Source organism: Flavobacterium xylosi (assembly GCF_042787345.1).
Lineage (GTDB): Bacteria > Bacteroidota > Bacteroidia > Flavobacteriales > Flavobacteriaceae > Flavobacterium > Flavobacterium xylosi.
In genome coordinates, this window is sequence record NZ_JBHZPZ010000004.1 from 60,702 (window position 1) to 76,473 (window position 15,772).

Below are 15,772 nucleotides of genomic sequence, written 5' to 3' on the forward strand. Positions count from 1 at the left end.
ACAAAAAGTAACAAAATGAAAAAATTAGTATTAAGCTTATCAATAGTAGCTTTATTTTTAGGAAGTTGTTCTTCTGATAACGAGGAAATTACAACGCAACCAATGCCTACAGGAACTATTTCCGGAGATATAACAACAGCGAAAACGTATCCACTAGGAAATTATACAATACAAGGTACAGTGAAAATTAAAAGTGGTGGGTCTTTAACCATAGACGCAGGTTCGACGATTACAGCAAGTATTGCTGATGGAACAGCCGATGCTTTATTAGTAGAAAACGGAGGAAAACTTTTCTTAAATGGTACTGCTGCATTACCAATTGTATTTACAGAAGCTTCTAAAACTCCTGGTTCATGGGGTGGAATTATTATGTTTGGAGATGCTCCTATAGTAGGTGCTAATGGTGTTACTACTGCTACATCTGAAGATGGAAACAACTTGCCATACGGTGGTGTAAACGCGACACACAACGGAGGTTCATTGAAATACGTACGAGTAGAATATGCTGGAAAAAAACTTACTGATAACACTAGTGAATTAAATGGGTTTTCATTTTACTCAGTAGGGTCTGGAACTGTTTTAGAAAACTTAGTTGCTTACAAAGGTGCTGACGATGGATTTGAATTTTATGGAGGTACAGTAAGTGGTAAAAATCTTATATCTTATGGTAATTTTGATGACTCTTTTGACTGGCAAGACGGTTGGAGAGGTCAAGAAAGCACAAATTGGTATGCTTACCAATTAGGAACAGGGAATTATGGCATGGAGATTGAAGCTAAATCAGTAAATAATGCATTTGGACCAAAGGTTACCAATATTACTTTAACAAGAGCTGCTGGAACTGTTACAGAAGGAGGATCTTCAGCTGCTGAATATGATGCTATTCAATTCAAGAAAGAAGGAAATGGCGAATATTCTAATGTTTTAATTTCTGGATACACAACTGCAGGTTCAACTGCTGTTAGAATTCAAGATGCAACTACAAATACCAATCAGGTTACAGGTGGAAAGATAAAATTATCAAATGTAAAAATTAATGATGGTACTTCTTTATCTGCCGGAGTAGGAACAGCTTTCACCGTTGCATTTCCAGTTGGAAATTACACGCTAAGCACAACTGCAACTGGTGCTGCACTTACTTCTGGATCATGGTCAATTATTGACGGATTGGATTTATTAAAAAAATAGAATTCCATTACCCATTATAGGTCCGATTATGGACTTTTATATAAAAAGCCTATTCAATTATTTGGATAGGCTTTTTTGGTATAGTATTTGAAATATTTTTTATATCTTTACTAATAACAATCAGAACTAATGAAAAAAAACTACTTATATATTATTACTTTATTGGCTTTTTCCTTTTCATTGAGCCTCTCCGCTCAGGAAAATAAACAACAGCCAAGGACCCAAGAAACTACCTCAATTGAAGGTTTAAGTTTGTACCCAAATCCTGTGAGTAATGGCAAAGTCTACATTACATCAAAAAATGATTCGGACAAAGAAGTAATTATTTTTGATATCTTAGGAAAAAAAGTACTTCAAACAATGCTAAGCTCCAGAGAATTAAACATTTCCAATCTTTCTCCCGGGGTTTATATCATAAAAATAAATGAAGATGACGCAACAGCTACAAGAAAATTAATCGTAAGATAATCCTTTAAACAAAAAAATTAAAGCTCCAATTAATGTTGGAGCTTTTTTATGGAAAAACATTTGGCAGACTCTGTGTTTATAGTAACCTAACAAATTTTTTAATTACTTTTGTAAAAAAATAATCTTGATTCCAGCTACCGATATATTTGCCATTTCGACTCAAAAGCAATTTGAAAAAACAGCCTTACAAAGGTTTCGTTTTCAATATGAAAATAACTTAGTATATCAGGAATTTTGTAACTTTTTGAAAACAGATCCCTATAAAGTAAAATCATTGCAGCAGATCCCGTTTTTGCCCATTCAGTTTTTCAAGAGTCATTCGGTGGTTTCGAATACAAATCCAATTCAGGCTACATTTACAAGTAGCGGAACAACCGGAATGATTACCAGTACGCATTTAGTAACGGACACTTCCATCTACGAAGAAAGTTACCGCAAAGGATTTTCTCAATATTACGGCAACATCGAAGATTATGCTGTCTTGGCTTTGTTGCCTTCATATCTAGAAAGAGAAGGTTCGTCCTTGATTTACATGGTCGAAGATTTAATTCAATTGTCAAATCATCCGGACAGTGGTTTTTACCTGCACAACCATGATGAACTCATAGCCAAACTAATTGCTTTAGACCAAGCCGGTCAAAATGTCATTTTGATAGGTGTTACTTATGCGTTATTGGACTTAGTTAAAAAGCATCAGTTTCAACTGCAAAACATCATAATCATGGAAACCGGCGGAATGAAAGGCAAACGCAAAGAAATGATTCGGGAAGAACTTCACGAGCAATTGTGTAAAGGATTTGGCGTTTCGGCCATACATTCAGAATACGGAATGACCGAATTACTTTCGCAAGCCTATTCCCTTGGTGACGGCGTATTTGAATGCCCTTCCTGGATGCAAATCCTCATTCGCGACACCGAAGACGCTTTGACCTACATTCAAGATGGAAAAACGGGCGGAATCAACGTAATTGATCTGGCTAACATTAATTCCTGCTCTTTTATTGCCACACAGGATTTAGGCAAAAAAAATCCCAACAACTCTTTCGAGGTATTGGGACGATTTGACAATTCTGATATTCGCGGTTGTAATTTGATGGTTTTATAAAAGTTGATTCGATTATTCGGGTTACCAAATCAACGATTAAACGAATAGCCCTTATTCATAAATCACTTTTCTGTGGCCTAAGTCGACAACATCAATTAGCAAAATATCATCGAAAATTTCATAGATAATTCTGTAATCTCCAACATGAATTCTATATCCTTTTCTACCCTTCAATTTTCTATATCCTTGCGGTCGTGGATTGTCCGCTAAATCATAGATTTGCTTTTTAATTGCAGAATAGTAAGGCTCATTAATTTTGATTAAAACTTTCAAAACTTTATTTCTAAATTCAATAGCATAAGTCATTACTTCGCTAATTTGCGCTTTTCTGCAATAATTTTAAAAGCTTCGTCAATAGAAATACGATAACCATCATCCTCTTTTTTGGCTTCATCATAAAGACGCACATCTTCCAAATCTTCCAATTTTTCAATCAATTTGTTATATTTCTTTATAGGCAACACAACAGCGGTTCTATTTCCTTTTTCGTCGGTCAAAAATTGAGTTTCCATAGCTTTTCATTATTTAAAGTAAAGTTATACAAATATTAAACCACTCTAACCACAAAATAATTTTTCTTACCGCTTTGCAACAGCACAAACTGGTTGTTGATTAAATCTTTGGTCGAAAGCACAAAATCTTCGGCAACTTTTTCTTTATTTACCGAAATAGAATTAGCTATCAAAGCGCGTCTTGCTTCCCCATTCGATTTGAAAAATCCTGTTTTTTCATTTAAAACAGTAACGATATCAATTCCTGCTTCAATCTCATTTCTGGCAATTTCAGCCTGAGGAACACCTTCAAAAACTTCTAAGAATGTCGCTTCGTCTAATTGTTTCAAATCATCGGCAGTGGCATTTCCAAACAAAATAGCCGAAGCTTTAATTGCTTTTTCTAAATCTTCTTTTGAATGAACAAAAACCGTAAGTTCTTCGGCCAATCTTCGTTGTAAAACTCTTAAATGCGGAGCCGTTTTATGTTCTTCAATTAAGTTATCTATTGTCTCTTTGTCTAAAAAAGTAAAAATCTTAATGTATTTCTCTGCATCAACATCAGTAGTATTCAACCAAAACTGGTAAAATTTATAAACCGAAGTTTTATCAGCCGTCAACCAAACATTTCCTCCTTCGGATTTCCCGAATTTAGAACCGTCTGCTTTTGTTATTAAAGGGCAAGTCATGGCGAATGCTTTAGCCTCTTCACCTACATTCATTCGTCTCACTAATTCCGTTCCGGTTGTAATATTTCCCCATTGATCAGAACCTCCCATTTGCAACAAACAATTGTATTCTTTATGCAAATGGTAAAAATCGTAACCCTGAATTAATTGGTACGTAAACTCGGTAAAGGACATTCCTTCGCCTTCACCGGACAATCTTTTCTTTACAGAATCTTTGGCCATCATATAATTCACGGTGATTCTTTTACCCACGTCACGAGCGAAATTAATGAATGACAAATTCTTCATCCAATCGTAATTATTTACCAGAACTGGCGAATTAACTTCCTTCGAATTAAAATCTAAAAAACGAGATAAAATACTTTTTATTCCCTCTACATTATGATTCAAAGTCGCTTCATCCAAGAGGTTTCTCTCATCCGATTTTCCGGATGGATCCCCAATCATTCCCGTAGCTCCACCAACCAATGCAATAGGTTTATGTCCAAAATTTTTCAAATGAACCAAAAGAATTATAGGCACTAAACTTCCAATATGTAAGGAATCCGATGTTGGATCAAATCCTATATAAGTAGTTGTCATTTCTTTTAGAAGTTGCTCTTCAGTTCCAGGCATGATGTCGTGAACTAAGCCGCGCCATTGTAATTCGGAAATAATATTTTTCATTTTATAAAAATCAATTTTCACAAAGATAGCTTTAATTGCATAATTTGAAAATCTATCTGTCTAAAAATCGAACAATCTAATTATCTTTACAAAATGATTTTAGTCACAGGAGGAACCGGTTTAGTAGGCGCACATTTATTGTTTCATTTAATGGAATCCCGAAGTATTGGGGCTGAAAATGTCCGTGCCATTTATCGCACTGCAAAAAGTATAGAAAAGACTAAAAACCTTTTTAGTTTATACAAGAAGCCGGAGCTATTTGATTTTATCGAATGGATTCAGGCTGACATCACTGACATTCCTGCGTTAGAAAAGGCTTTTATTGGAATCGATTACGTATATCATTGTGCCGCTTTGATATCTTTCGATCCAAAAGATGAAAATTTAATTCGAAAAACTAATATTGAAGGAACCGCAAATATCGTCAATTTTTGTATTGCCAATTCGATACAGAAACTCTGTTTTGTAAGTTCTATTGCGGCCCTTGGCGATTTAGCACCGCACGAAAATTTCACTACAGAAGAAACCGAATGGAATCCCGAAAAACCGCATAGCGACTATGCTATTTCTAAATATGGAGCCGAAATGGAGATTTGGCGTGGTCAACAGGAAGGGTTAAAAGTGATCATTTTAAATCCTGGTGTAATTCTGGGTCCCGGTTTTCAAAATCAAGGAAGCGGAGTGCTTTTTACGAAAGTAAAAAAAGGATTGTCATTTTACACTTTAGGAAAATCTGGATTTGTTGCTGTTACCGACGTAGTTCGTATCGCAACCCAATTGATGAAAAGTGAAATCCATAACGAGCGGTTTACACTCATTGCCGAAAATATTGTTTTTCAGAACTTGTTAAATACCATCGCCGATTCCTTAGCAGTAAAAAGGCCCAACATTCACGCAAAACCTTTATTTGTGGAGATTTGTTGGAGAATAGATTGGATAGTATCCGTTGTTTTTCAGCAAGAAAGGAAGTTGACTAAAGCTACTGCAAAGGCATCTTATTCTAAAAATAAGTATTCGAATGAAAAAATTAAAAGCACGTTGAATACCCATTTTTCAGACATCCATCAATATATAAAAGCCATTGCAAATTTGTAATTAAAGCTTTTTTATTTACTTAGTTTTCAAGGAATCTATCGCTTTCTTTTTTGGCAGAATTGGGTTTTTTAAGGGTTTCTTTTTCTTTGCTTCAGCCTTAATCAAGGCCGTTACTTCTGATTTTTTTTTAGTCAATCGATTGTTTATCTCATCAATAATCCCTGAATATTCTTCATAATTAGAAGCATAATAAATATTGCTTTGCGCAAATTGAAGACTGTCAATTTTATATTTTTTATAAATATATTTTTTGGGATTTATTTTAAAAGAGTCTAACGAAGCAGGATTTTGATATTTGATACCATCTAAAACCGACAAATCATACATAATATTGACCATTGTCTCTTTTTCTATAAGGCGATTTGGCTCTTTAATTACCTCATCCTTACAGCTTATAAATACAATTACAATCGCTAAAAGTATAATTATTTTCTTCATTTTTATTTTTTATCTATCAAACAATAATCGTTTTCCTGCACGAATCTCTTTTACTTTAAAAGAGTTATAAACCAATTGTCCGTTTACAAAAGTATGTGTAATTCTGGATTTAAAGGTATATCCTTCAAAAGGTGACCAACCACATTTAGCAATAATATTTTCCTTCTTTACACTCCATGGCAAACCTAAATTTACGATAACTAAATCCGCATAATAGCCTTCTCTTATGAAACCACGCTTTTCAATTTTGAAAATCTTCGCCGGATTATGGCACATTTTTTCCACAATTTTTTCAACACTGATTTTCCCTTGATGATGCGCTTCAAACATAGCCACAACGGCATGTTGCACTAATGGCCCACCAGAAGGAGCTTTCAAATACGGTAGTTTCTTTTCTTCCAAGGTATGTGGTGCGTGATCCGTTGCAATCACATCAATTCTGTCATCCAGTAAAGCTTCCCATAATACTTTTCGGTCATTGGCTGTTTTTACTGCAGGATTCCATTTTATCAAATTCCCTTTGGTCGCATAATCATCATTGGTAAACCATAAATGATGGATACAAACTTCTGCAGTAATCTTTTTGTCCTCCAATGGAATTTTATTGGTAAACAAATCCATCTCTTTCGCAGTAGAAAGATGAAATACATGCAAACGCGCACCGGTTTTTTTAGCCAGAGCCACTGCTTTTGAAGAAGAAATATAACAAGCTTCTTCACTGCGAATTAAATGATGAGCAGTTACAGGAACATCCTCTCCAAATTCTTCTTTATATTTCGCTAAATTGTTTTGGATTGTGGCTTCGTCCTCACAATGTACAGCGATAAGCATAGGTGTACTTGAGAATATTTTTTCTAAAGTCGATTCGTTATCAACCAACATATTACCTGTTGATGATCCCAAAAATATTTTTATTCCCGCAACATTCTTTGGATTTGTTTTTAGAACTTCATCCAGATTATCATTTGTTGCGCCCATCATAAAAGAATAATTCGCATAGGATTTCTCTGCCGCGATCTGATATTTTTCTTCTAAAATTTCTTGTGTTACTGCGTTTGGAACCGTATTGGGCTGTTCAATATAAGAAGTAATTCCACCTGCAACTGCCGCTTTAGATTCTGATTCTATATCACCTTTATACGTAAGTCCTGGTTCTCTAAAATGTACCTGATCATCAATAGCACCCGGCATCAAATAATTCCCTTCGGCATCAATAATGACACATTGGGAAGATTTGGCACTTATACTTTCTGAAATTTCAACAATTAAGTCATTTTCAATTAATACATCGCCCTCAAAAATCACTCCTTCATTTACTATTTTGGCATTCTTAATTAAAACCCTGTTCATCGTATCTTTTTCTTATAATGTGTTAATTAATTTTTTCAATCTAAGCGAAATAACTCCAAAAACTGCTTCAACAATAATAGAATTACTCATTTTGGACTGTCCTTTGGTTCTATCCGTAAAAATGATGGGTACTTCAACAATTCTAAATTTTTTACAGTAAGTCCTGTATTTCATTTCAATCTGAAAGGCATAGCCAACAAATTTTATTTTATTTAAATTGATTTGCTCCAAAACATTTCTTTTGTAACAAACGAATCCGGCCGTGGCATCGTGAATTTTCATTCCGGTTATCAATTTCACATAAACTGATGCAAAATAAGACATTAACACCCGGCTTAAAGGCCAGTTTACAACATTCACTCCAGTGACATACCGAGAGCCTATTGCCAAATCAGCATCGCCTAAATGACAGGCATCGTATAATTTTTCTAAGTCATTCGGATTGTGCGAAAAATCCGCATCCATTTCAAAAATATACTCATATTTACGCTCCAAAGCCCATTTAAAACCATGCACGTAAGCGGTTCCTAAACCTGATTTTTTGGTTCTTTTTTCTAAAAATAACCTGCCAGAATATTCCGACTGAAGTTGAACCACTTTATCAGCGGTATGATCCGGGGAGTTATCATCAATAATAAGAACATGAAAAGGTTTGTGTTGGGAAAGCACCGATCTAATAATGCTTTCTATATTTTCAATCTCGTTATAGGTGGGGATTATAACAATGGAATCGTTCATGTTTTAGAGTAATTTCACCGCAAAAGTAAACTTTTTATACGATTTGATTCATAATAAAATTATAATAAAAAGAATGATATAAAAATTAGTAATTTTGCCTCGCTATGACGGAACATGTACTTCAACTGAGAACAATAGAGAATAATGACTGGGCAACACTTTTATTTGTGCTGTCATTTGGAATTATTGCATTCACTAAATCCATTTCTGAAAATCGTTTTGGTGATTTTGCAAATTTGATTTTTTCAGATAAATACATTAAAGTTTACAGAGACAGTAGCAACCTTAAAAGCGGTTTTACCATCTCCTTGTTTTTTGTACAGGTAATCTCGTTTGCTTTTTTCATTCAGCTTGCGCTAAGTTCTTTTGGTAAAGCTTTAAAAACAGATTGGATTCTATATATTCAAATAACTACCTTTCTAATTTTCTTCATTTTATCGAAATATTTAATCGAAAAAATAATTGCTACTGCATTTGATATTGAAGAATTTGTTGAACAATTTAACCTCCAGAAGGTTACTTATAGAACTTATATTGGGTTATTTATACTCCCAATCAATATTATTTTGTTCTATTACGACTCCTTATCAAAAAATATAGTTTTACTATTCATAGCTATAGTGCTAGCTGCAAGCATAATAAGCTATTTGATTTCAATAAAAAACTATCAAAATTTAATATTAGGTAAGTTGTTTTATTTTATTTTATATCTTTGCACTCTTGAAATAGCTCCCTATTATTTTATGTATTATTGGTTTACAAAAGGGAGTGCTTAGAAACCGTTTTAAATATGAAAGTGAAAACAATTTTGGTGTCACAACCCGAACCTAAAGTGGAAAATTCCCCATACTTTGAGCTTCAACAAAGGCATAAAGTAAAAATTGATTTCAGACCTTTTATTCACGTAGAAGGAGTAAATGCAAAAGAGATTAGATTACAAAAAATTGATCTCAATCAATATACTGCTATTATTTTGACGAGTAAAAATGCTGTCGATCACTTCTTTAGAGTTGCTGATGAAATGCGTTACAAAGTTCCTGAAGGATTAAAGTACTTTTGTCAGTCTGAAGCCATTGCGTTTTATCTGCAAAAATATGTCGTGTATCGAAAACGTAAAATCTATGTGGGACCTAAAGATTTTGCCGATTTGTCTCCATTGATAAAAAAATACAAAGACGAAAAATTCTTATTGCCAGCTTCAGATCAATTAAATGCCGATGCACCAATAACACTGAATGCATTGAAAGTGGACTGGACTCCAGCCGTTTTTTACAAAACTGTAATGAGTGATTTATCTGATTTAGCCGATGTATATTATGATGTTTTGGCTTTCTTTAGCCCAACCGGAATAAAATCATTGTTCATGAATTTTCCAGATTTCGAACAAAACAACACTCGAATTGCCGTTTTTGGAAGCACAACCCAAAAAGAAGCGTTGGATCACGGTTTAAGAGTAGACATACTTGCTCCAACACCTGCAACTCCTTCGATGACAATGGCTTTGGAAAAATATATTATTGAAGCAAACAAAACAAAATAGATTTAAATTTATTTCTAAATCACGAAAACCATCCGCCAAAACGGATGGTTTTTTTATGCAACAATCACAAAAATATTGTTATTCGTTCCTATTATTCATTTTTTACTTAAATTTGATTTTAAATTAAAACTAGATTTTGTATTTTAGTTTCAAATAGCAATTTATGAAAATCAATTCCTTAGTTGTAGAAATAGACGGTATCGATAAAGAAATTTTACGTTTCCTGATGGAAGATGCTCGAATGCCAATCCTTCAAATCGCTAATAAAATAGGAATTTCAGGAGCTGCGATTCATCAACGTTTGCGAAAGCTGGAACAATCAGGAGTCATTTCAGGTTCAAAGTTTACGGTAAACAATAAAATTCTGGGATACAACACAATGGCCTTTGTTGGTATTTACTTGGACAAAGCGGCAAGAAATCCAGAAGCCGTTAGAGATTTAAAAAAAATTCCAGAAGTTTTGGAATGTCATTACACTACGGGAAACTGGTCTATTCTTATAAAAATTATTTGTCGGGACAATGAACATTTAATGCAACTGCTCAACACAAAAATCCAGGCTATTGAAGGCGTTTCCAGAACGGAAACCTTTATTTCATTAGACCAACAAATTGACAGACAGATACAATTGTAGTTTTTGGTTTAGCTTTCACCACTTTTATCCCTTACGATTCCATTAACTTTGTCATTTCGACGAAGGAGAAATCACACAATCCGTATAACATAATGGATTTCTCCTTCGTCGAAATGACAAAATAGAGGCAAAAAAAATCCGTCTAGTTCAAAACAAGACGGATTTCATATTTATTAAAGTGAGTTTTATTCTCTTCGGCTTCCTCCCATATAAATTGAAATATAGTATAACAAAGTTGCTATAGAACCTAAAGCAGCCACCACGTAAGTTCTTGCCGCCCATTTCAGAGAATCCTTGGCCCCAGCCTGTTCTTGTTGCGTTAACATCTTTTTATTTTCTAACCAAGCTAATGCACGATGGCTGGCATCGTATTCAACAGGCAAAGTAATTATTGAAAACAAAGTGGTTGCGGCAAAAATCACGATTCCAATCAACAATAACTGAGGAAAGGTTTTAATCATCAAGATACCCGCCAGTAAAATCCACTGCATATAAGTCGATGCAACATTTACCACCGGAACCAACTTAGAACGCATTGTCAACCACTGATATCCCACGGCATGTTGTACCGCGTGACCGCATTCGTGTGCTGCAACAGCCGCGGCCGCAGCATTTCTTTGATTATAAACTGCCTCACTTAAATTCACCGTTTTATCCAATGGATTGTAATGGTCTGTTAATTGTCCCGCAACCGAGATTACTCTCACATCGCGAATGCCATTATCAGCTAACATTTTTTCGGCGATTTCAGCTCCGCTCATTCCGTTTTGCAAATGCAATTTAGAATAATGTTCAAATTTACTTTTCAGTCTTGAACTCACCAACCAGCTAAAAAGCATAATTACTCCAGCCAGCACTATATAACTCATTCCCATATCTTTATTTTTTTTTTAATATAAATCTACAAATTACACATCAAATTTAGCACCAATTTTTTACAATGTCAATTTGGCATTTATAAAACATAACGTGAATACCCCTGATTTTACAATTGAAACAAAAAAATCCAAATTCTATTAAATAGAATTTGGATTATATCATGTTTTTGTAGAGACGCACTGCAGTGCGTCTCTACAACGTTACCAATATTAATTATCCCACCATATTGATGATTTTCCCCGGCACAATAATCACCTTGTTCGGTGTTCTTCCTTCTAATTGTTTGATGGTTCTTTCATCTTTCATTACAATTTCCTCGATTTGTTCCTTGGTTAAATCCAAAGGCAAAACCATCGTGAAACGCATTTTCCCGTTGAAAGAAACTGGATATTCCTTGCTGCTTTCAACCAAATGCTGTGCGTCAAATATTGGAAAATCAACCGTTGCAATCGAACCAGAATTCCCTAATAACGACCATAATTCCTCAGCGATGTGCGGTGCATATGGTGAAATCAGAATCGCTAATGGTTGCAAGATTGCACGAGAATGGCAGTTTTGAGCGGACAATTCATTCACGCAAATCATAAACTGAGAAACCGAAGTATTGAAAGAGAAACCTTCAATATCTTCCGCCACTTTTTTGATCGTTTTGTGTAATGATTTTAAGTTGTCTTTCGTTGGTTCGTCATTGGTAACAATCAAACCATTATCATCAAAATACAAACGACATAGTTTTTTCAAGAACCCAAAAACTCCAGAAATTCCTGCCGTGTTCCAAGGTTTCGCTTGTTCTAATGGCCCTAAGAACATTTCATACAAACGCAACGTATCGGCTCCGTATTCGTTACAAATATCATCCGGTGTTACTACATTGTATTTGGATTTCGACATTTTTTCAACCTCGCGAGTGACTACAAATTTGTTGTTTTCATCCGTGATAAATATTGCCCCTCTATAATCTTCTCTCCAATTTTTGAATTTCTCAATATCTAATTCATCTGAAGAGTTTACAAATGAAACGTCAGTATGAATTGATTGGAAAAACAACTCTGGAACATCTTCAAACTTACCAGATTTAAGTTCTTCTTTTAGATTTGAAAATTCTTCGTGAGTATCGATTAAATTCAACAAACTTTTCGAAATCTCCGGCAAGCTCATCGTTTTAGAAACAAATACTGTGTTGAAGTATTCTGATGCAGTAGGCGTATCTTCAATTAAATCCTTTTCGTTTTTATAAGGAAAAACAAATCCCAACCTATATACAAACGCACTCATCCCCAAAATCATTCCCTGATTAATCAGTTTTTTGAACGGTTCTTCGGTTGGTGCAAAACCTTTGTCTTTTAGGAATTTGTTCCAAAAACGAGAATACAATAAATGTCCGGTTGCGTGTTCGCTTCCGCCAATGTATAAATCTACGCTTTCCCAATACGCCAATGCGTCTTTGCTTGCAAATTCATTCTCGTTGTGAGCATCCATATAACGCATCCAATACCATGAACTTCCTGCCCAACCTGGCATTGTGTTCAATTCTAAAGGAAATATTGTTTTGTTGTCGACTAAATCCGTATTCACAACTTCATTCGTTTCTGTATTCCAAGCCCAAACCAATGCGTTTCCTAAAGGCGGCAAACCTTCTTCGGTTGGCAAATATTTTTCTACTTCCGGCAAGATGATTGGCAAATATTTCGCATCAATCATTTGCGGCAAGTCATTCACATAATATACCGGAAACGGCTCTCCCCAATAACGCTGGCGAGAGAAAACAGCATCACGCAAACGGTAATTCGTTTTTCCTTTTCCTTGATTTAATTTTTCTAATTCCTCAATTACTTTTTGAGTTCCTTTTTTATAATCTAATCCATTTAGAAAATCAGAATCTACCAATTGAAAACCTTCTTTGGCTCCAAAAGCAGCTTCAGATATATCTTTATCAAAAATGTTCTTGATTTCCTTCATACCTTGTTGACCTTTGAAGAAATTCGCAAAAGCATAATCTCTTTCATCGCCGCAAGGAACTGCCATAACTGCACCTGTTCCGTAACCCGCCAAAACATAATCGCCAATCCAAACCGGAATTGGTTCTTTCGTAAACGGATGTTCCGCAAACGCTCCTGTGAAAACTCCCGAAATGGTTTTTACATCAGCCATACGTTCTCTTTCGGAACGTTTTGACGTTTTTTCTATATAGGCTTCAACTGCTGCTTTATGTTCTGCAGTTGTAATTTGTGAAACCAATTCATGTTCTGGCGCCAAAGTCATAAACGTAACTCCAAAAATAGTATCAGGTCTGGTGGTGAATATCCCCACCCCAACCCTCCCCGAAGGGGAGGGAGACGAGATGCTAACCGTGTCAATAAGAACTTCATTTAATAGATTCCCATTATTATCTTCTTTACTATCTCCAAAGTTATCGGCTTTGGTTCCTCCCCCTTCGGGGGAGGTCAGGAGGGGGAATGTCACCATTGCTCCAACGGATTTTCCAATCCAGTTTCGTTGACTTTCTTTAATACTTTCGCTCCAATCAATATCGTTCAAACCTTGCAACAAACGTTCTGCATAAGCCGAAATTCGCATGCTCCATTGTGTCATTTTCTTGCGCACCACCGTAAAACCGCCACGTTCTGAAACACCATTTACGATTTCGTCATTTGCCAAAACCGTTCCTAATCCAGGACACCAGTTCACCTCAGTCTCGGCTAAATAAGTCAATCTGTATTGCAACAAAATTCTCTCCTGCTGTTCTTTTGCGAAAGCCTTCCATTCATTGGCAGAAAAAGCTTCAATATTTTCATCGCAAACCGCATTGACATTTACATTCCCTTCTGTTGAAAAAATGGAAACCAAAGTCGAAATATCTTCGGCTTTATCGCCGTTTTTATTGTACCAAGAATTGAACAATTGAATGAAAATCCATTGTGTATGCTTGTAATAATCGGGATTCGAAGTGCGGACTTCTCGGCTCCAATCAAAAGAGAATCCAATTTTATCCAATTGTTTTCTGTATCCCGCAATTTTATTTCCTTCTTTATCCGTTCCTCCATCAATATTTACCGAAGTCGTATCTTCTGGACGCTGACCCGTTTGTATCGCATATTGCTCCGCAGGCAATCCAAAACTGTCGTAGCCCATTGGGTGCAACACATTAAACCCTTGATGTCTTTTGTATCTGGAATACACATCAGAGGCAATATATCCCAGCGGATGTCCTACGTGCAATCCCGCTCCAGATGGGTAGGGAAACATGTCAAGTACGTAATATTTAGGTTTTGTCGAGTTGTTTTCGGCTTTAAACGTTGCATGATCTAACCAATATTTCTGCCATTTGGCCTCTATTTCGTTCGGATTGTATTTCATTCCTGTTTTTTATTTTTATTTTAATGGAGTCATGCTTTCGCTTACTCAAGTCATATTTTAAAAAGTTGTAAAGTTGCAAAGTGACAAAGCTTAAAAAGACCAATTCACAATGACTAATTTCAGGTGCCAAATTTACGTTTATTGTACGAAAGTTAAAACTTTGAGCGTTATTAACTTTAAATAAAGAAATTCTTTATTATTTTTACCCAATAATTTCAATAAACTATGAGTTCTTCCTTTGATAAATTTCAAAAACGCAGGTTAATTTCTTCTTATTTTTCAGTAGTGTTAAGTATTTTCTTAGTCTTATTTCTATTGGGAATGTTAGGCTTTTTTATTATAAATTCTAAAAAACTAGCCGATGATTTTAAAGAAAAAATTGCCATGACGGTATTTTTCAAAAACGAAGCGAATGACAGCATTATCAAAGCTTTTGATGGGGAATTAAAAACTGCTCGTTTTGCAAAATCATACGTTTATGTAACTAAAGAAACTGCTGCAAAGCAACATACTGATATTATTGGTGAAGACTTCTTGGAATTTTTGGGTGAAAATCCACTGCAAAATTCTTTTGACATTCATCTAAAAGCAGATTATGTAGTGAAAGACAGTATCACAAAAATCGAAAGCAGTTTACGCAAGAACGCTATGGTTTCGGATATCGTTTATGACAAACAATTAGTGAATTTAGTCAATGACAATATCAAAAAAGTCAGTATGTGGATTCTAATCGTTAGTGTTTTCCTAACTTTTATAGCTGTTTTATTAATTAACAGTTCATTGCGTTTATCCATCCATTCTCACCGTTTTATCATCAAAACCATGCAAATGGTAGGTGCAACAAAATCATTCATCAGAAAACCATTTGTAATGCGAAGCTTAAAACTAGGCCTTCTGGGTGCTGGTTTGGCCATCATTGCACTGATTGCTGTTTTGATTTATGTTCAAACAAATTTCCCAAATCTTGGTATTCTGGATGACAAACTACTTATTGGATTAGTGTTATTAAGTGTTTTGGGAGTTGGTATTTTAATTACTTGGTTAAGTACTTATTTTGCGACACAACGTTTCTTGAATTTGAGAACAGACGACCTTTACTAGTAGTCTTCAGTCTTAGTCTCAGTGTTCAGTAAA

16 protein-coding genes are annotated in these 15,772 nt (G+C 35.1%); 8 read left to right on the forward strand and 8 right to left on the reverse strand.

Translation table 11 applies throughout. The annotated features are described in order from the left end of the window. The first annotated feature begins 15 nt into the window (after positions 1 to 15). The 3 genes from ACFX5E_RS04355 (at position 16) to ACFX5E_RS04365 (ending at position 2,761) form a co-directional block, all read left to right on the forward strand. Positions 16 to 1,188 (forward strand): hypothetical protein, encoded by a 1,173-nt coding sequence (locus tag ACFX5E_RS04355; protein ID WP_379853951.1) that lies wholly within the window; start codon positions 16 to 18, stop codon positions 1,186 to 1,188. Positions 1,189 to 1,317: 129 nt separating this feature from the next. Further along, positions 1,318 to 1,656, forward strand: a complete 339-nt coding sequence (locus tag ACFX5E_RS04360; protein WP_379853952.1) for a T9SS type A sorting domain-containing protein — start codon at positions 1,318 to 1,320, stop codon at positions 1,654 to 1,656. A 124-nt stretch (positions 1,657 to 1,780) separates the two neighbouring features. After that, positions 1,781 to 2,761, forward strand: a complete 981-nt coding sequence (locus ACFX5E_RS04365) for a LuxE/PaaK family acyltransferase (protein ID WP_379853954.1) — start codon at positions 1,781 to 1,783, stop codon at positions 2,759 to 2,761. Positions 2,762 to 2,812: 51 nt separating this feature from the next. On the opposite strand, the gene ACFX5E_RS04370 is transcribed toward ACFX5E_RS04365, so the two are convergent. Genes ACFX5E_RS04370 through tyrS form a run of 3 tightly spaced genes read right to left on the reverse strand, consistent with a single transcriptional unit; the run spans position 2,813 to position 4,607 of the window. Further along, positions 2,813 to 3,067: a type II toxin-antitoxin system RelE family toxin gene (locus tag ACFX5E_RS04370; protein ID WP_379853955.1), complete on the reverse strand. Its 255-nt coding sequence runs from the start codon at positions 3,065 to 3,067 to the stop codon at positions 2,813 to 2,815. Next, entirely contained in the window at positions 3,067 to 3,273 is a 207-nt protein-coding gene (locus ACFX5E_RS04375; RefSeq protein ID WP_379853956.1) for a hypothetical protein, read from the reverse strand. Before ACFX5E_RS04375 ends, ACFX5E_RS04370 begins: the two co-directional genes overlap by 1 nt. A 35-nt stretch (positions 3,274 to 3,308) precedes the next feature. Further along, positions 3,309 to 4,607, reverse strand: coding sequence for a tyrosine--tRNA ligase (gene tyrS, locus ACFX5E_RS04380; protein WP_379853957.1), 1,299 nt, complete (start codon positions 4,605 to 4,607; stop codon positions 3,309 to 3,311). A 93-nt stretch (positions 4,608 to 4,700) separates the two neighbouring features. Here tyrS and ACFX5E_RS04385 point away from each other — a divergent pair, with 93 nt between their 5' ends. Further along, a complete protein-coding gene (locus ACFX5E_RS04385) occupies positions 4,701 to 5,702 on the forward strand; it encodes an NAD-dependent epimerase/dehydratase family protein (RefSeq protein WP_379853958.1) in 1,002 nt (333 codons plus the stop codon). 15 nt (positions 5,703 to 5,717) lie between these two features. Here ACFX5E_RS04385 and ACFX5E_RS04390 read toward each other — a convergent pair whose 3' ends face one another. Genes ACFX5E_RS04390 through ACFX5E_RS04400 form a run of 3 tightly spaced genes read right to left on the reverse strand, consistent with a single transcriptional unit; the run spans position 5,718 to position 8,228 of the window. After that, a complete protein-coding gene (locus ACFX5E_RS04390) occupies positions 5,718 to 6,140 on the reverse strand; it encodes a DUF4296 domain-containing protein (RefSeq protein ID WP_379853960.1) in 423 nt (140 codons plus the stop codon). Positions 6,141 to 6,149: 9 nt separating this feature from the next. After that, positions 6,150 to 7,490 carry a dihydroorotase gene (locus ACFX5E_RS04395; protein ID WP_379853961.1) on the reverse strand — a complete coding sequence of 447 codons (1,341 nt, stop codon included), beginning with the start codon at positions 7,488 to 7,490 and terminating at the stop codon, positions 6,150 to 6,152. Positions 7,491 to 7,502: 12 nt separating this feature from the next. Next, complete coding sequence (locus tag ACFX5E_RS04400) at positions 7,503 to 8,228, reverse strand: polyprenol monophosphomannose synthase (RefSeq protein ID WP_379853962.1); 726 nt, start codon at positions 8,226 to 8,228, stop codon at positions 7,503 to 7,505. Between the two features lie 104 nt (positions 8,229 to 8,332). Here ACFX5E_RS04400 and ACFX5E_RS04405 point away from each other — a divergent pair, with 104 nt between their 5' ends. The 3 genes from ACFX5E_RS04405 to ACFX5E_RS04415 all read left to right on the forward strand — a co-directional run bounded on the left by ACFX5E_RS04405 (position 8,333) and on the right by ACFX5E_RS04415 (position 10,402). Then, positions 8,333 to 9,004: a DUF4271 domain-containing protein gene (locus ACFX5E_RS04405; RefSeq protein WP_379853963.1), complete on the forward strand. Its 672-nt coding sequence runs from the start codon at positions 8,333 to 8,335 to the stop codon at positions 9,002 to 9,004. A gap of 14 nt (positions 9,005 to 9,018) precedes the next feature. Then, the gene (locus ACFX5E_RS04410; protein WP_073208964.1) at positions 9,019 to 9,768 is read left to right on the forward strand and encodes a uroporphyrinogen-III synthase; all 750 of its coding nucleotides are present in this window, start codon (positions 9,019 to 9,021) and stop codon (positions 9,766 to 9,768) included. 163 nt (positions 9,769 to 9,931) lie between these two features. After that, entirely contained in the window at positions 9,932 to 10,402 is a 471-nt protein-coding gene (locus tag ACFX5E_RS04415) for an Lrp/AsnC family transcriptional regulator (RefSeq protein ID WP_073208966.1), read from the forward strand. 185 nt (positions 10,403 to 10,587) lie between these two features. Here the strand turns inward: ACFX5E_RS04415 and ACFX5E_RS04420 are convergent, their stop codons facing one another. Both ACFX5E_RS04420 and ACFX5E_RS04425 read right to left on the reverse strand, forming a co-directional pair. Further along, positions 10,588 to 11,277, reverse strand: coding sequence for a zinc metallopeptidase (locus ACFX5E_RS04420; protein WP_379853964.1), 690 nt, complete (start codon positions 11,275 to 11,277; stop codon positions 10,588 to 10,590). A 217-nt stretch (positions 11,278 to 11,494) separates the two neighbouring features. Further along, positions 11,495 to 14,638, reverse strand: coding sequence for a leucine--tRNA ligase (locus ACFX5E_RS04425; protein ID WP_379853965.1), 3,144 nt, complete (start codon positions 14,636 to 14,638; stop codon positions 11,495 to 11,497). A 225-nt stretch (positions 14,639 to 14,863) separates the two neighbouring features. Here ACFX5E_RS04425 and ACFX5E_RS04430 point away from each other — a divergent pair, with 225 nt between their 5' ends. Then, positions 14,864 to 15,739 carry a cell division protein FtsX gene (locus tag ACFX5E_RS04430; RefSeq protein ID WP_379853966.1) on the forward strand — a complete coding sequence of 292 codons (876 nt, stop codon included), beginning with the start codon at positions 14,864 to 14,866 and terminating at the stop codon, positions 15,737 to 15,739. Positions 15,740 to 15,772 lie beyond the last annotated feature (33 nt).

What these genes read in the sequence shown, in the direction of transcription:
- ACFX5E_RS04355 (WP_379853951.1), top strand. Translation starts at nt 16, where the DNA reads ATGAAAAAATTAGTATTAAGCTTATCAATAGTAGCTTTATTTTTAGGA.
- ACFX5E_RS04360 (WP_379853952.1), top strand. Translation starts at nt 1,318, where the DNA reads ATGAAAAAAAACTACTTATATATTATTACTTTATTGGCTTTTTCCTTT.
- ACFX5E_RS04370 (WP_379853955.1), bottom strand. Translation starts at nt 3,067, where the DNA reads ATGACTTATGCTATTGAATTTAGAAATAAAGTTTTGAAAGTTTTAATC.
- ACFX5E_RS04375 (WP_379853956.1), bottom strand. Translation starts at nt 3,273, where the DNA reads ATGGAAACTCAATTTTTGACCGACGAAAAAGGAAATAGAACCGCTGTT.
- tyrS (WP_379853957.1), bottom strand. Translation starts at nt 4,607, where the DNA reads ATGAAAAATATTATTTCCGAATTACAATGGCGCGGCTTAGTTCACGAC.
- ACFX5E_RS04385 (WP_379853958.1), top strand. Translation starts at nt 4,701, where the DNA reads ATGATTTTAGTCACAGGAGGAACCGGTTTAGTAGGCGCACATTTATTG.
- ACFX5E_RS04390 (WP_379853960.1), bottom strand. Translation starts at nt 6,140, where the DNA reads ATGAAGAAAATAATTATACTTTTAGCGATTGTAATTGTATTTATAAGC.
- ACFX5E_RS04395 (WP_379853961.1), bottom strand. Translation starts at nt 7,490, where the DNA reads ATGAACAGGGTTTTAATTAAGAATGCCAAAATAGTAAATGAAGGAGTG.
- ACFX5E_RS04400 (WP_379853962.1), bottom strand. Translation starts at nt 8,228, where the DNA reads ATGAACGATTCCATTGTTATAATCCCCACCTATAACGAGATTGAAAAT.
- ACFX5E_RS04405 (WP_379853963.1), top strand. Translation starts at nt 8,333, where the DNA reads ATGACGGAACATGTACTTCAACTGAGAACAATAGAGAATAATGACTGG.
- ACFX5E_RS04410 (WP_073208964.1), top strand. Translation starts at nt 9,019, where the DNA reads ATGAAAGTGAAAACAATTTTGGTGTCACAACCCGAACCTAAAGTGGAA.
- ACFX5E_RS04415 (WP_073208966.1), top strand. Translation starts at nt 9,932, where the DNA reads ATGAAAATCAATTCCTTAGTTGTAGAAATAGACGGTATCGATAAAGAA.
- ACFX5E_RS04420 (WP_379853964.1), bottom strand. Translation starts at nt 11,277, where the DNA reads ATGGGAATGAGTTATATAGTGCTGGCTGGAGTAATTATGCTTTTTAGC.
- ACFX5E_RS04425 (WP_379853965.1), bottom strand. Translation starts at nt 14,638, where the DNA reads ATGAAATACAATCCGAACGAAATAGAGGCCAAATGGCAGAAATATTGG.
- ACFX5E_RS04430 (WP_379853966.1), top strand. Translation starts at nt 14,864, where the DNA reads ATGAGTTCTTCCTTTGATAAATTTCAAAAACGCAGGTTAATTTCTTCT.